Annotated in this window: 12 protein-coding genes; 7 read left to right on the top strand and 5 right to left on the bottom strand. The window is 64.2% G+C overall.

Features of this window, described 5'->3' with window-relative positions; genetic code table 11:
• Nucleotides 1–127 precede the first annotated feature (127 nt).
• The 3 genes from V6767_RS07455 (at nt 128) to V6767_RS07465 (ending at nt 3627) form a co-directional block, all read left to right on the top strand.
• A complete protein-coding gene (locus V6767_RS07455) occupies nt 128–1081 on the top strand; it encodes a sugar-binding transcriptional regulator (RefSeq protein WP_448472879.1) in 954 nt (317 codons plus the stop codon).
• 148 nt (nt 1082–1229) lie between these two features.
• Nucleotides 1230–2324, top strand: a complete 1095-nt coding sequence (gene nspC / locus V6767_RS07460) for a carboxynorspermidine decarboxylase (RefSeq protein WP_448472880.1) — start codon at nt 1230–1232, stop codon at nt 2322–2324.
• A gap of 58 nt (nt 2325–2382) precedes the next feature.
• Nucleotides 2383–3627, top strand: coding sequence for a saccharopine dehydrogenase NADP-binding domain-containing protein (locus V6767_RS07465; RefSeq protein WP_448472881.1), 1245 nt, complete (start codon nt 2383–2385; stop codon nt 3625–3627).
• Between the two features lie 42 nt (nt 3628–3669).
• Here V6767_RS07465 and V6767_RS07470 read toward each other — a convergent pair whose 3' ends face one another.
• Nucleotides 3670–4134: a hypothetical protein gene (locus tag V6767_RS07470; RefSeq protein ID WP_448472882.1), complete on the bottom strand. Its 465-nt coding sequence runs from the start codon at nt 4132–4134 to the stop codon at nt 3670–3672.
• A 206-nt stretch (nt 4135–4340) separates the two neighbouring features.
• Between V6767_RS07470 and coaBC the strand changes: the two genes are divergently transcribed.
• Nucleotides 4341–5540 carry a bifunctional phosphopantothenoylcysteine decarboxylase/phosphopantothenate--cysteine ligase CoaBC gene (gene coaBC, locus V6767_RS07475; protein ID WP_448472883.1) on the top strand — a complete coding sequence of 400 codons (1200 nt, stop codon included), beginning with the start codon at nt 4341–4343 and terminating at the stop codon, nt 5538–5540.
• Nucleotides 5541–5561: 21 nt separating this feature from the next.
• Here coaBC and V6767_RS07480 read toward each other — a convergent pair whose 3' ends face one another.
• Together V6767_RS07480 and hrpB are read right to left on the bottom strand one after the other, a co-directional pair.
• Entirely contained in the window at nt 5562–6848 is a 1287-nt protein-coding gene (locus tag V6767_RS07480) for an ActS/PrrB/RegB family redox-sensitive histidine kinase (RefSeq protein WP_448472884.1), read from the bottom strand.
• A gap of 13 nt (nt 6849–6861) precedes the next feature.
• Nucleotides 6862–9306 (bottom strand): ATP-dependent helicase HrpB, encoded by a 2445-nt coding sequence (gene hrpB / locus V6767_RS07485; protein ID WP_448472885.1) that lies wholly within the window; start codon nt 9304–9306, stop codon nt 6862–6864.
• Nucleotides 9307–9496: 190 nt separating this feature from the next.
• Between hrpB and V6767_RS07490 the strand changes: the two genes are divergently transcribed.
• From V6767_RS07490 to derI, 3 genes are read left to right on the top strand one after another with little or no spacing between them, the layout of a single operon-like run.
• Complete coding sequence (locus V6767_RS07490) at nt 9497–10264, top strand: DeoR/GlpR family DNA-binding transcription regulator (protein WP_448472886.1); 768 nt, start codon at nt 9497–9499, stop codon at nt 10262–10264.
• 3 nt (nt 10265–10267) lie between these two features.
• Nucleotides 10268–11032: a triose-phosphate isomerase gene (locus tag V6767_RS07495; RefSeq protein WP_448472887.1), complete on the top strand. Its 765-nt coding sequence runs from the start codon at nt 10268–10270 to the stop codon at nt 11030–11032.
• 26 nt (nt 11033–11058) lie between these two features.
• Complete coding sequence (gene derI, locus V6767_RS07500) at nt 11059–11523, top strand: D-erythrulose-4-phosphate isomerase (RefSeq protein ID WP_448472888.1); 465 nt, start codon at nt 11059–11061, stop codon at nt 11521–11523.
• Nucleotides 11524–11691: 168 nt separating this feature from the next.
• Here derI and V6767_RS07505 read toward each other — a convergent pair whose 3' ends face one another.
• A complete protein-coding gene (locus V6767_RS07505; RefSeq protein ID WP_448472889.1) occupies nt 11692–12495 on the bottom strand; it encodes an SDR family NAD(P)-dependent oxidoreductase in 804 nt (267 codons plus the stop codon).
• Entirely contained in the window at nt 12492–13334 is an 843-nt protein-coding gene (locus V6767_RS07510; protein ID WP_448472890.1) for a fumarylacetoacetate hydrolase family protein, read from the bottom strand. The genes V6767_RS07505 and V6767_RS07510 overlap by 4 nt, the downstream gene beginning before the upstream one ends.
• Nucleotides 13335–13348: the final 14 nt, after the last annotated feature.

The raw sequence follows: 13348 nt of genomic DNA on the forward strand, positions 1-13348 counted from the left end.
TTTCAGCTTGCCCGATATACGGGGAATGATTGACGCAGCGCTTCGGGACTGGTTCCCTTCAGGCATTGCTGGCACTAAGGTTACACGGATTGACGAAGGCTCAACGAAGGAAGATGGCGGCCCCGCAATGGCGAAGAAAACCGGCAAAACCTCCCGTCTTGACGATGCGGCGCGCGCCGGCTGGCTCTATTACGTCGCCGGCCGCACCCAGGACGAGATTGCCGCCGCCATGGGCATTTCCCGCCAGAGCGCCCAGCGCCTCGTGTCGCTGGCCATGTCGGAACGGCTGATCAAGGTCCGTCTTGACCATCCGATCGCCGAATGTCTGGCATTGTCCAGTGCTTTGCAGCAGGAATTCGGGCTGAAACAGGCGGTGGTGGTGCCGAGCGATCCGGGCTCCGACAGTTCCGTCGCCGGCATTGCCGAGGAAGGCGCCGCCGAAATCGAGCGCTGGCTGAAGCGGACGGAGCCGACCGTGCTTGCCATGGGCACGGGGCGTACGCTGCGCGCCGCCGTTGAGCAGCTGCCGCCGATGGACTGCCCGCAGCACCGGATCGTCTCGCTGACCGGCAATATCAGCCCGGATGGCTCTGCGGCCTATTACAACGTCATCTTCCTGATGGCCGACGCCATCAATGCCCGCCATTTTCCGATGCCGCTGCCGGTTCTGGTATCCACGCCCGAGGAGCGCATCCTGTTTCACGCCCAGCCGCTGGTGAAGCCGACGCTGGAGCTTGGCGCAACGGCGGATGCGACATTCGTGGGCATTGGCGAGCTCGGCCAGCACGCGCCCCTGCTGGTCGATGGTTTCCTGACCGCCGGCGAGATGGAGGAACTGCTTGCCGCCGGCGCCGCCGGCGAAATCTGCGGCTGGATCTTCGACGATAATGGCGAACTTCTGGACCACCCGATCAACCAGCGCGTCGCCAGTATTCCGATCCCCGTTCATGAGGATACCACGGTATTTGGCCTCGCCCGCGGCGCGCGCAAGCATCGCGCCATCCGCGCGGCCGTCCGCGGCGGACAGATCAACGCGTTGATCACCGACGAGGACGCGGCGCGTTATCTGTTGAAGGGCTGATGGGGGCCCCACCCTTCCCCTCTTCGCGATCCTTTTCCCGTAACCCTTCCGCTTCGAGGTTGATTTTACCGTCCGCTTGAATATGTAGACCCCGACAGCCCGTTGCGCCCGGGCGCTTCTTTGACGCCGCCTGGAAGAGGTCACGCCGATGCAAACGCCCTATTATCTCATCGACAAGCAGCGCCTGACGGCGAACATGGAAAAGATTGCCTGGCTGCGCAAAGCCTCCGGCGCGAAGGCCCTGCTCGCGCTCAAATGCTTCGCCACCTGGTCGGTGTTCGACTTGATGAGCCAGTATATGGACGGCACCACCTCGTCTTCGCTCTACGAGGTCAAGCTCGGCTACGAGAAATTCGGCGGCGAGACCCACGCCTATTCGGTGGCTTACGGCGAAAACGAGATCGACGAGGTTCTGGAGAATTGCGACAAGATCATCTTCAATTCGGTCAGTCAGCTCACCCGGTTTGAGACGCGGTCGGCCGACAGGATCCGTGGGCTCCGCGTCAATCCGCAGGTCTCGAGCTCGGATTTCGACCTTGCCGATCCCGCCCGGCCGTTCTCGCGGCTTGGCGAACATGATCCGGCGGTGATCGAGCCGGTGCTCGACAAGGTTTCGGGCTTCATGTTTCATAACAATTGCGAAAACGAGGATTTCGCGCGTTTCGATGAAATGCTCGGCGTGATCGAGGAACGGTTCGGCCATCTTCTGTCGCGGCTCGACTGGGTAAGCCTCGGCGGCGGCATTCATTTCACCGGCGAGAACTATCCGCTGGAAAGGCTCGCCGCGCGGCTGAAGGCGTTTGCGGAAAAATACGGCGTCCAGGTCTATCTGGAGCCCGGCGAGGCGGCGATCACCGGTGCCGCAACGCTGGAGGTGACGGTGCTCGACACGCTCAACAACGGCAAGGATCTCGCCATCGTCGATTCATCGATCGAGGCCCATATGCTCGATCTGCTGATTTACCGCGAGCGCGCCACGATTTTGCCCGACACCGGTCCCCACAAGGTGATGATCTGCGGCAAGTCCTGCCTTGCGGGCGATATTTTCGGCGAATTTTCCTTCGAACAGCCGGTCAGGGTCGGCGATCGTCTTTCGATCGAAAACGCCGCCGGTTATACGATGGTCAAGAAGAACTGGTTCAATGGCGTTAAAATGCCGGCGATCGCGCATCGGGAGCTCGATGGAACCATCCGTCCCGTGCGCCAGTTCGGCTATGAGGATTATGTCGCGAGCCTGTCGTGACGTTTGATTTTTCACCGGCCCAGCGGCCACAACGGACGAAACCGGAGACGTTGTCCTGATGAAGAAGAATGTCCTGATTATCGGCGCCGGCGGCGTCGCCCAGGTGGTGGCTCATAAATGCGCCCAGAACAATGATGTGCTCGGCGATATCCACATCGCCTCGCGCACCAAGGCGAAATGCGATGCGATCATCGAAAGCATCATGGAAAAGAAGGCGCTGAAGCAGGAGGGCGTGTTGCAGGCGCACCAGCTCGACGCGCTCGATATTCCGGCAACCGTCGGCCTGATCAAGGAGACCGGCGTCGAGATCGTCATCAATGTCGGCACGGCGTTTCTGAACATGTCGGTGCTGGAAGCCTGCCTTGAAACGGGTGCGGCCTATATCGACACCGCCATCCACGAAGAGCCTGACAAAATCTGCGAAACCCCGCCGTGGTATGCAAACTACGAATGGAAGCGCAAGGACCGCTGCGCTGAAAAGGGCGTGACCGCGATCCTCGGCGCCGGCTTCGATCCGGGCGTCGTCAACGCCTATGCGCGCCTTGCCAAGGACGACTATCTCGACGACATCACCGATATCGATATCGTCGACATCAATGCCGGCAGCCACGGCAAGTATTTCGCGACGAACTTCGATCCGGAGATCAATTTCCGCGAGTTCACCGGCGTGGTCTATGCCTGGCAGAACAATGAATGGACCACGAACAAGATGTTCGAGATCGGCCATGAATTCGATCTGCCTGTGGTCGGCAAGCAGAAGGCCTATATGTCCGGCCATGACGAGATCCACTCGCTGGCGAAAAACATGGGCTCGCCCAATGTCCGCTTCTGGATGGGCTTCGGCGATCACTACATCAACGTCTTCACCGTGCTCAAAAGCCTCGGCCTCCTGTCGGAGCAGAAGGTGAAGCTTGCCGACGGCCAGGAAGTGGTGCCGCTCAAGGTGGTCAAGGCGGTGCTGCCCGATCCTTCATCGCTTGCGCCCGGCTATACCGGCAACACCTGCATCGGCGATTTCGTCAAGGGCACCCAGGACGGCAAGCCGGCGGAAGTATTCATCTACAACGTGTCGGACCACAAGGAAGCCTATAACGAGGTCGGCTCGCAGGGCATTTCCTACACCGCCGGCGTTCCCCCGGTTGCCGCCGCCATGCTGGTGGCCACCGGCGAGTGGGATGTGAAGACCATGGCCAATGTCGAGGAACTGCCGCCCAAGCCGTTCCTGCACATCCTGAACCAGATCGGCCTGCCGACGCGGGTTAAGGATAAGGATGGCGACCGGGCGCTCGATTTTTCGAAGTAAACTGAAACCCGGCGCGGCTTATTGAAACGGGCCGCGCCGCCTTCAGCGTGCAAGGCCGAACTGAATCTCGATCCGGTGATAGCCGGCCTTGGCGCCGTTCCAAGCATGATAGATTTCCCGGCTCTCGCCAGAGAAGACATGGCGGGAGTACTCGATCTCTTCCACAAGCGGCGCGTAGCCCTTCGTGAACAGACCCCGCATCGTGCCCTGATAGGTGGTGGTCGCAACGATGATCGGCTCGAATGCCGTGAGCGTGAACTCGCCCTGATGGCGGTATCCGTCGGGCGCCGTCACCGGGCAGCAGATCGTCCAATCAAACAGCGTCTTGCCGTCATGGGGCAGGTTCTGCGCGATGAATATCCATGGACCGGCGATCGCGAGACCGCAGGCCGCGGCCTCGCCTTCGATCTGCGGCGATAGCTCCGCCGCCGCCGCCTTGACGTCGCGAATGGCAAGTCGGCGCGTTGCCGTCAGCCCCTTGAATGCTTCCGTCTCGATAATTTTCATCTCGTCCAACCCCGTTTCGACAGGCGTGATAGACCCGCAATCGTTCGGGACCAACGAAATCTGTAGAAGATTTTTTCTTTCTGTGGCTTCAATCGGCGGTCCAGAAGACGAATTTTTCTCCGGCCAGGCTCCCGCCCTTCAAGGGAGGTTTTCCGGCGCTGCATCCATGCTAATGATAGCGGCAGAATGGTAGGGAAAGCACGCTCATGTCGCTTCAGGAAAAACGCATCCTTTTGATCATCGCCGGCGGCATCGCGGCCTATAAAAGCCTCGACCTGATCCGCCGGCTGAAGGAGCGCGGCGCGGCGGTGACCCCGATCATGACCGCGGCGGCACAGGAATTCATTACGCCGCTTGCCGTCGGCGCGCTTTCCGGCGGGCATGTGTTCACCGATCTGTTCTCGCGCGAGGACGAGCAGGATGTCGGCCATATCCGCCTCGCCCGCGAGCATGACCTGATCGTCGTCGCCCCTGCCACCGCCAGCCTGATGGCGAAGATGGCGGCCGGCATCGCCGACGATCTCGCCGGCGCGGTGCTTCTGGCGCGCGATTGCCCGGTGATGATCGCGCCCGCGATGAACCCGAAGATGTGGTCCGCAGCGCCAACGGCGCGCAACCTTGCAACGCTCATCGGTGACGGCGTCATGACCATCGGCCCGATGGCGGGCGAAATGGCCGAGCGCGGCGAGGCCGGCACTGGCCGGATGGCCGAACCGCTGGAAATCGTCGCCGCCGTCGAAGCATTTTTCGCAGAAGCGCCGAAGCCGCTTGCTGGAAGGCGCGCAATCGTGACCTCCGGTCCGACGGTCGAAGCGATCGATCCGGTGCGCTATATCGCCAACCGCTCCTCCGGCCGGCAGGGCCACGCGATTGCCGCAGCCCTTGCCCGGCTCGGCGCGGAGGTGACGCTGGTCGCAGGTCCCGTCAATATCGCCGATCCAGCAGGCGTCACCACCGTGCATGTCGAAAGCGCGCGCGAGATGCTCGCCGCGGTGGAGGCGGCGCTCCCCACCGATATCGCGGTCATGGTCGCGGCGGTCTCGGACTGGCGGGCGGAGGATGCGGCCGCGCAGAAGATGAAGAAGAAGCCCGGCGAGGCCCCGCCGCCGCTGAAGCTCGTTGAAAATCCGGACATCCTGAAAACGGTCGGCCATCATCCGCAGCGCCCGGCGCTGGTCGTCGGTTTCGCCGCCGAAACCAATGATGTCGCCGCCTATGCCCGCGACAAGCTCGCCCGCAAGGGCGCCGACCTGATCGTCGCCAATGACGTGTCCGAAGAGGGCGTCATGGGTGGTGCGCGCAACCGCGTCACGCTGGTGACGAAGGATGGCGCGGAGGATTGGCCCGATATGGACAAGACCGACGTCGCCGACCGCCTTGCCGCATGGATCGCGGGTCGGTTTTAGAAGCGGCGATCGCCCCTGTGCTCACTCCGTCTCCATCCGCCAGCGCGGCCAGGTAATGGTGATGCGGGCGCCGCCATGGTTTTCGAAGGCGAGCGTCGCGCCGGCGCGTTCCAGCAGCGTCTTGGCGATGAACATGCCGAGGCCCAGCCCGCCGGCCCGGTTGCCCTCCTCGCGATCGGGTTGGCGGTCCGAAACGAAGGGATCGCCGATGCGCGCGAGAATATCCGGCGCAAAGCCGCCGCCATCGTCGCTGACGGTGATGGTCACGCGCGTGGCATCATGGCGCGCCTCGATTTTCACCGTCCGTCCGGCATGCTCGACCGCGTTTTCGATGATGTTGCCGAGGCCGTAAAGCACCGCCGGATTGCGCTGGCCGACCGGTTCCGGGCCGTCGCCGTCAATGCTGATCTCCATTTCCGCGACAAACGGCCGGTGGGGGGCGGCGGCCTCCTCCAGCAGCGAGGACAGCGGCAGCCGGCGCATATGGCTCTCGTCCTCCTTGGAAAGCGAGGCGAGCCGGGAAAGAATGTCGCGGCAGCGCTGGCTCTGGCTGACGAGAAGCTGCACATCCTCGCCATGGTCCGGGTCGTCGCCGAGCGCGCGCGCCATCTCCTTGGCCACCACCGAAATCGTCGCAAGCGGGGTTCCCAGTTCATGGGCGGCGGCGGCGGCCAGACCGTCGAGTTGGGAAAGGTGCTGCTCGCGCTGCAGCACCAGTTCGGTGGCCGCCAGCGCATCCGAGATCTGCTCGGCCTCCAGCGAAATCCGGTGGGCGTAGAAGGCGGCGAAGCTCAGCATCGAGACGATCCCGATCCATATGCCGAATTTCAGCACCGGCTCGATCTGAAGCGAAAGTCCCTCATACCAGGGCAGCGGAAACGGCTCGATTGCCAGCAGCGAAACGCCCGCGACGGCCAGCACCAGAAGCGCCATCGCGTGGCGCAGCGGCAGCGCCGTGAAGGAAATGATCACCGGCACCGAAATCAGCGGCACGAACGGATTGGCAAGCCCGCCCGTCAGGTAAAGCAGGGCGGTGAGCTGGGCTAGGTCGAAGCCGAGCAGGGCGAAGGCGAAACGCGGTTCCACCCGCTGCGTTGCCGGGTAGCGCAGCGTCAGGATCAGATTGCCGAGGGCGAGCGCGGCGATCAGCGCGAAGACGGGGATGACCGGCATCGAGAAGTCGATCCCGAAGGCCACGAAGGTTGCGGTCGTGGTCTGGCCCGCGACCGCCAGCCAGCGCAGCCGCACCAGCGTCTGCAGGCGCAGGCTGCGGCGGCGTTCCTTCTCCAGCAATTCCGGCGCCCTCATGGCGGTTCTCCTGTCACGTTCCGCGCGGTTTTGCCCGGCGCGTTGCTTCGGCCTCGGCCGGGTTTTCCGGCCAGAGATGTTTCGGGTAGCGCCCGCGCATATCGGCGCGCACATCCTTCCACGACCCGGACCAGAAACCCGGCAGATCGCGTGTGGTCTGGATCGGCCTTCCGGCGGGCGAGGTCAGTTCCAGAAGCAGCGGCACGGAGCCTGCGATCGTCGGATGCGCTTTCAGCCCGTAAAGCATCTGCACACGGATCGACAGCACCGGTTCGTCGCCATCATAGCGGATCGGCAGCCGGTCGCCGGTGGGCGCGGTGAAATGGGTGGGCGCCAGCCGGTCGAGATCGGCGGCGAGCGGATAGGGCAGCAGCGATTTCAGACCATCCGTCAGGCTTTTTGGCGTAACCGCCGCGAGCGATGTCTGGCCGGTCTGGAAAGGCGTGAACCAGGTCTTGAGGCTTTCGAGCAATCCGTCATCGCTGACATCCGGCCAAGGCGGGCCGAGCTTGCGGTGGAGGAAGCCGATGCGCTCTCTCAGATGCGCCGCCTCCTTCGGAAAATCGATGAGCGCCAGTCCGTGCTGGCGCAGCCCCTCGGCAAGGGCCTCGGCCGCCTGCTCGCCCGCGGGCCTTTTCACCGCACGCTCTGAAAGCACTAGCGCGCCCAACCGGCGGACATGGCGCGCGCGCACCGACAGGCTGTCGCGGTCGAACACGCATTCCTCCAGCGCCTCGATCCCCGGCTGCGCCTCGATGACCGCGCGCGACAGCGGACAGGCGGCGAGTATGCGCCCGCCCGCGGCCGAGCCGGTCAGATCGGCGATCACCAGAAAATCCTGGCCGGCCAACGGATCGTCCTCGGCAAGCTCCGCCCCGCGCCCGTTTACCATCAGATAGCGCCCGCGACCCCCACGCGCCATCGCGATGCGGTCGGGAAAGGCGTGGATCAGCGCTTCGCCGGGGTCGAACGGGCCGTCCGCACGCCCGTCGCCCGCCACCTTCGCAATCCGGTCCGCAAGGCCGCGCGCGGCCTCGGCGCGAGGAGAGCGGTCGGCGGAAAACCGGCGCAGCCGCTCCGACAGATCGATGCTTGGACCGCCAAGCCCCTGCTCGCTCATCAGCACGGCAAGCCGCGCGGCGTCGCGGGCATGGCCGGTGCGGCCGGCTTCGATCACCATGGCGGCAAGGCGCGGCGGCAGCGACAGCGCGCGGATGCGCTCGCCGGTTTCGGTCAGCCTCCCGTCGTCGCCAAGCGCGCCGAGGGCTGCCAGCAATTTCCTCGCCTCGGCAAGGGCCGGCGCGGGCGGCTGGTCGGGAAAGGCAAGCTGCGCTGGGTCGGTGACGCCCCAATGGGCGAGGTCGAGAACCAGGCCGGAGAGATCGGATTTCATGATTTCCGGCGGGTTGAAGGGGGCAAGGGCCGCCGTCTGGCCCTCGTGCCAGAGCCGCAATGCGATTCCCGGCGCGGTTCGCCCGGCGCGACCGGCGCGCTGGTCGGCTGCCGCGCGCGACACCTTCACGGTTTCCAGCCTTGTGATGCCGGTCGCCGGCTCATAGGCGGGCTGGCGCTGCAATCCGCTGTCGATGACGATCGTGACGCCGTCGATGGTGATCGAGGTTTCGGCGATCGAGGTGGCGAGCACCACCTTGCGGCGGCCCGCCGGCGCGGGCTTGATCGCCGCATCCTGCTCGGCGCGGGTGAGATTGCCGTAGAGCGGGGCGATGTCGGTGTCTTCCCCCACCCTTCCCTCCAGCCGCTCAGCGGTCCGGCGGATTTCGGCCTGACCCGGCAGGAAGGCGAGGATCGAGCCCTTTTCGGTCGTAAGCATGGCGCGCACGGCATCGGCGATGCTATCCTCGATGCGCGATTGCGGCGGCCGGGCCTGATAGCGGAGCTCGACGGGGTAGGCCCTGCCCTTGCTCTCGATCACCGGCGCGTCGCCGAGCAGGGCGGCGATCCGGGCGACATCCAGCGTCGCGGACATCACCAGCACATTCAGGTTCTCGCGCAGGCCCGCGCGGATATCGAGCGCGAGCGCCAGCCCGAAATCGGCATCGAGCGAGCGTTCGTGGAATTCGTCGAAGATCACGGTCGAAATGCCGGCAAGCTCAGGATCGTCCAGCGCCATGCGCGCGAACACGCCCTCGGTCACCACCTCGATGCGGGTCTTTGCAGAGATTTTCGTATCGAGCCGCATGCGGTAGCCGACGGTGCCGCCGGGCTCCTCGCCGAGAAGTGCCGCCATGCGAAAGGCGCTGGCACGGGCGGCAAGCCGGCGCGGCTCCAGCAGGATGATCTTGCCTAGCGGGCCATGTTCCAGCAGGTGCAGCGGCACCAGCGTGGTCTTGCCGGCGCCGGGCGGGGCGGACAAAACCGCCCGGCCATGGCTGTTCAGCGCCGCCGTCAGCGGCTCCAGCACGGCGGTGACGGGCAGCGCCCTGGCTTCGTCCTTCATGTCTCAGCGGTCCTGCTTCGCATCCGCATCCTGATAGAGCAAAAGCGCGGTTCGGGCAAAGCGTGGCTTGATCGGGTGTTCGTGCTCACTTCACAAAATCACACTCAAAGATAACATATTATCTTCACAATGATTGATTATGGGTGATCGTGATGTTAGTGACCTGTCATCAAACGCGAGGAGCCGTCTGTTGAAGCTTGAAGATCGCCGCCGGGATATTGTCGATCTTCTGGTCGAGGAAGGCACGGTTTCGCTTGACGATCTGGCCGCGCGCTTTGCCGTCTCGAAGATGACGATCCACCGCGATCTCGACGATCTCGAGGCCGAGGGCCTGCTGCGCAAGGTGCGCGGCGGGGCGACGATCGAGGCGAGCGGCCAGTTCGAAAGCGACTATCGCTACCGCGCGAAGATGGCGCCGGCGCTGAAAAGCGCGATCGCGCGGCGCGCCGCCGATTTCATCGAACCGGGCATGAGCGTGATGGTCGATGACGGCTCGACATCCGAGGCGGTTATTCCCTTTCTGATCGAAAAGCGGCCGCTGACAGTGATCACCAACAATCTTTCGATCATCAACGGGCTGTCCGGTCAAGGCGGCATCAGCCTGATCGCGCTTGGCGGCGATTTTTCAAAGAAGTTCAATGGTTTCTTTGGTGTCATCACAACCGCCACGCTTGCCGACCTGCGGGCCGATATCGCGCTGATCACCAGTTCCTCTATCCATGGCCGCATCGCCTGCCATCAGGATCAGGAAGTGCTGCAGGTCAAGCGCGCGATGATGGCGGTCGCCCAGAAATCCTATCTGATGGCCGACCACAACAAGTTCGGCCGCACCGCCCTGCACCGGCTGGCCGATCTCGATGCCTTCGCCGGCGTGGTCACCAGCCGGGCGTTGCCGGAAGACCAGGCCGCGGAGCTCGCAAGCCAGGGCATAGAATTGTATTTCGCAGAGGAAGAATAAGCGATGGCACGGTTTGACCGGTTCTTTGTCGGAACCAGCTGGAAGATGAACAAGACGCTGTCCGAGGCCGTCGCCTATGCCGATGCGCTCGCCGCTGCCGGAAGCGATGACCGGATCCAGCGCTTCGTCATCCCGCCCTTCACCGCGATCCGCGAGGTCAAGGCGCGGCTTGCGGATGCCGACGTTCTGGTCGGCGCGCAGAACATGCACTGGGACGATCATGGCGCGTGGACCGGCGAAATCTCGCCGGTGATGCTTGCCGATTGTGGCATGGATATCGTCGAGCTCGGCCATTCGGAGCGGCGCGCCAATTTCGGCGAGACCGACGAGACCGTCGGGCTGAAGACCGAAGCTGCGGTGCGTCATGGCATGATCCCGCTGATCTGCATCGGCGAGACCGAGGCGGAAAAGGATGCCGGCCGCGCCGATGACGTGCTGCATGCCCAGGTCGAGGCCGCGCTGTCGCGTCTCAGCGACGAGCAGAAACAGGCCGAGATCATCTTCGCCTACGAGCCGGTCTGGGCGATCGGCGAACGCGGCCATCCGGCCTCGCCCGATTATGCCGAGGCGCGGCAGGCCAAGATCATCGACACGACGCGGCTTGTGACCGGCCGCGAACTGCCCTGCCTCTACGGCGGCAGCGTCAACCCCGGAAACGCGGCCGACATGATCGCCTGCGACCATGTCGACGGGCTCTTTATCGGCCGTTCCGCCTGGCATGTCGAGGGCTATCTCGACATTCTCGAGCGGGTCGCGAAGGTCATCTGAATCAACATTCTCGAAAGGAAAGCACCATGAAGATTGCAGTCGCAGGAGACAGCGCCGGAGCCCCGCTCGCCAAGGTCATCGCCGAGCATCTGGCCGGCCGCGAAGGGTTCACCGTCTCCGAACTCAGCACCCCGCCCAACAACGGCAATGAATATTACGCCAACCTGGCCGACCGCGTCACCGCCGGCGTTCTGGACGGCACCTATGACCGGGCTATCCTGTGCTGCGGCACGGGCATCGGCGTCGCGATCTCGGCCAACAAGGTCCCCGGCATCCGCGCCGCCCAGACCCACGACACCTATTCGGCCGAACGTGCGGCACTCTCCAACAATGCCCAGGTCATCACCATGGGCGCGCGTGTGATAGGAACCGAACTCGCCAAATCTATCGCCGACGCCTATCTCGCCTGCGAATTCGACCCCAACGGCCGCTCCGCCGGCAATGTCCAGGCGATCAACGATCTGGATGCGAAGTACAACGCCAAGGGCTGATTTGGCGTGCGGGCCCGTTCCCGGTCTTGTCTCCCTCTCGCCTCGGGGCGAGAGGGAGCATGGCTCTAGCGGAAACCCATAGCCGCACCGTCTTCCCCTTCTCCCCACCGGGGAGAAGGTGGCCGAAGGCCGGATGAGGGGTAAGCACCCTCCCGGCGACACAACCTGTCAGTAAATCCCCGTCTCCCGCGCCACGCGGCGATAGGCCGCGCCGCCGGTGAAGCCGCCGTCGATGACGAAATCCTCGCCGGTGATAAAGGCGGAGGCGTCAGAGGCGAGGAACAGCACGAGCTGGGCCACTTCCTCGGCCTCGCCGCTCCTGGCCATCGGCGTCATCTCGATCATCGGCTTCAGATGCGGGGAGTTGCGGTTGAGATCGGTGACGATCAGGCCGGGGCAGATCGCGTTCACGCGCACGCCCTTTTCGGCATATTCCATCGCCGCCGTGCGGGTCAGCCCGCGCAGCGCCCATTTGCTGGCGGTGTAGGCCGGGTCGTAATGGCCGGAAAAGCCGCTGTTGGAGGAGATGTTGATGACCGAGCCGCCGCCGGTTTCCGCCATTAGCGGCAGCGCCGCCTTGAGCCCGGCGAATGCGCCGGTGGCGTTGACGTCCAGCACTTTGCGCCATTCGGCGACCGACATGTCGGCGATCGTCTTGCGATTGATGATGCCGGCATTGTTGACGAGGATATCGAGGCCGCCGGTCCAGTCGCACACGGCGTCGATCACCGCCTGCCAGTCCGCCTCGGCGGTGACGTCGAGCTTCAGGAAGCGCGCGTCATGGCCCGTCGCGCGCAACTTTTCTGCCTCGGCCTCGCCTTCCTCGACCAGCACATCGCACAGCATCACCCGCGCGCCGGCCTCGGCCAGAAGGGCGGCTTCCACCGCCCCCTGCCCGCGCCCCGCGCCGGTGACGATCGCGGTCTTGCCGGAAAGATCGTTCAGCGCCGCCTTTGCCTTTGCCAAGCTCATGCCTGCACCATTTTCTGCCGCTGTTCGCCAAGCCCGGCCGCGCCGAGCGTCACGATCTGGCCTTCCTTGAGGAAGGTCGGCGGCTTCATGCCCAGCCCGACGCCGGGGGGCGTGCCGGTGGAGATGACATCGCCGGGCTCCAGCGTCATGAACTGCGAGATGTAGCTGACGAGGTGCTTCACGGAGAAGATCATGGTGCGGGTATTGCCGGTCTGCCGGCGCTCGCCGTCGACATCGAGCCAGAGGTCGAGATTCTGGATATCCTCAAATTCCTCGGGCGTTACCAGCCAAGGGCCGGTGGGGCCGAACGTGTCATGGCTCTTGCCCTTGATCCACTGGCCGGCGCGTTCCGACTGGAACTCCCGCTCGGAGACATCGTTGACGAGAACATAGCCGGCCACATGGGAAAGCGCCTCGTCTTCCGTGACATACTTCGCCCGTTTGCCGATCACGATGCCGAGCTCGACCTCCCAGTCGGTGCGCGACGAGCCGCGCGGAATTTCGACGTCGTCATTCGGACCGCAGACGGCCGTCGTCGCCTTGGCGAACAGCACCGGTTCGGGCGGCGGCGCCTTACCGGTCTCGGCGGCATGGTCGGCATAATTGAGGCCGACGCAGATGAACTTGCCGATTTTTCCGACCGGTGCGCCATAGCGCGGGCTGCCGTCGACGAGCGGCAGGGTTTCGGGCTCGAGGCCGGCAAGCTGCGAGAGCAACTCCGGCGACAGCGTTTCGGAGGAGATATCCCCGATCACGCCCGAAAGATCGCGGATCGCGCCGTTCGCATCGAGGATGCCGGGCTTTTCGGCGCCCACTTCACCGTATCGTACCAGTTTCATAGTCTACTCCAGCT

It is taken from the genome of Martelella sp. FLE1502 (assembly GCF_053484255.1).

Bases quoted from the DNA above. Each gene is read 5' to 3' on its own strand.
- nspC (WP_448472880.1), top strand. From the start codon at position 1,230: ATGCAAACGCCCTATTATCTCATCGACAAGCAGCGCCTGACGGCGAAC.
- hrpB (WP_448472885.1), bottom strand. From the start codon at position 9,306: ATGAAGGACGAAGCCAGGGCGCTGCCCGTCACCGCCGTGCTGGAGCCG.
- V6767_RS07495 (WP_448472887.1), top strand. From the start codon at position 10,268: ATGGCACGGTTTGACCGGTTCTTTGTCGGAACCAGCTGGAAGATGAAC.
- V6767_RS07505 (WP_448472889.1), bottom strand. From the start codon at position 12,495: ATGAGCTTGGCAAAGGCAAAGGCGGCGCTGAACGATCTTTCCGGCAAG.
- V6767_RS07455 (WP_448472879.1), top strand. From the start codon at position 128: ATGGCGAAGAAAACCGGCAAAACCTCCCGTCTTGACGATGCGGCGCGC.
- V6767_RS07465 (WP_448472881.1), top strand. From the start codon at position 2,383: ATGAAGAAGAATGTCCTGATTATCGGCGCCGGCGGCGTCGCCCAGGTG.
- coaBC (WP_448472883.1), top strand. From the start codon at position 4,341: ATGTCGCTTCAGGAAAAACGCATCCTTTTGATCATCGCCGGCGGCATC.
- V6767_RS07480 (WP_448472884.1), bottom strand. From the start codon at position 6,848: ATGAGGGCGCCGGAATTGCTGGAGAAGGAACGCCGCCGCAGCCTGCGC.
- derI (WP_448472888.1), top strand. From the start codon at position 11,059: ATGAAGATTGCAGTCGCAGGAGACAGCGCCGGAGCCCCGCTCGCCAAG.
- V6767_RS07510 (WP_448472890.1), bottom strand. From the start codon at position 13,334: ATGAAACTGGTACGATACGGTGAAGTGGGCGCCGAAAAGCCCGGCATC.
- V6767_RS07470 (WP_448472882.1), bottom strand. From the start codon at position 4,134: ATGAAAATTATCGAGACGGAAGCATTCAAGGGGCTGACGGCAACGCGC.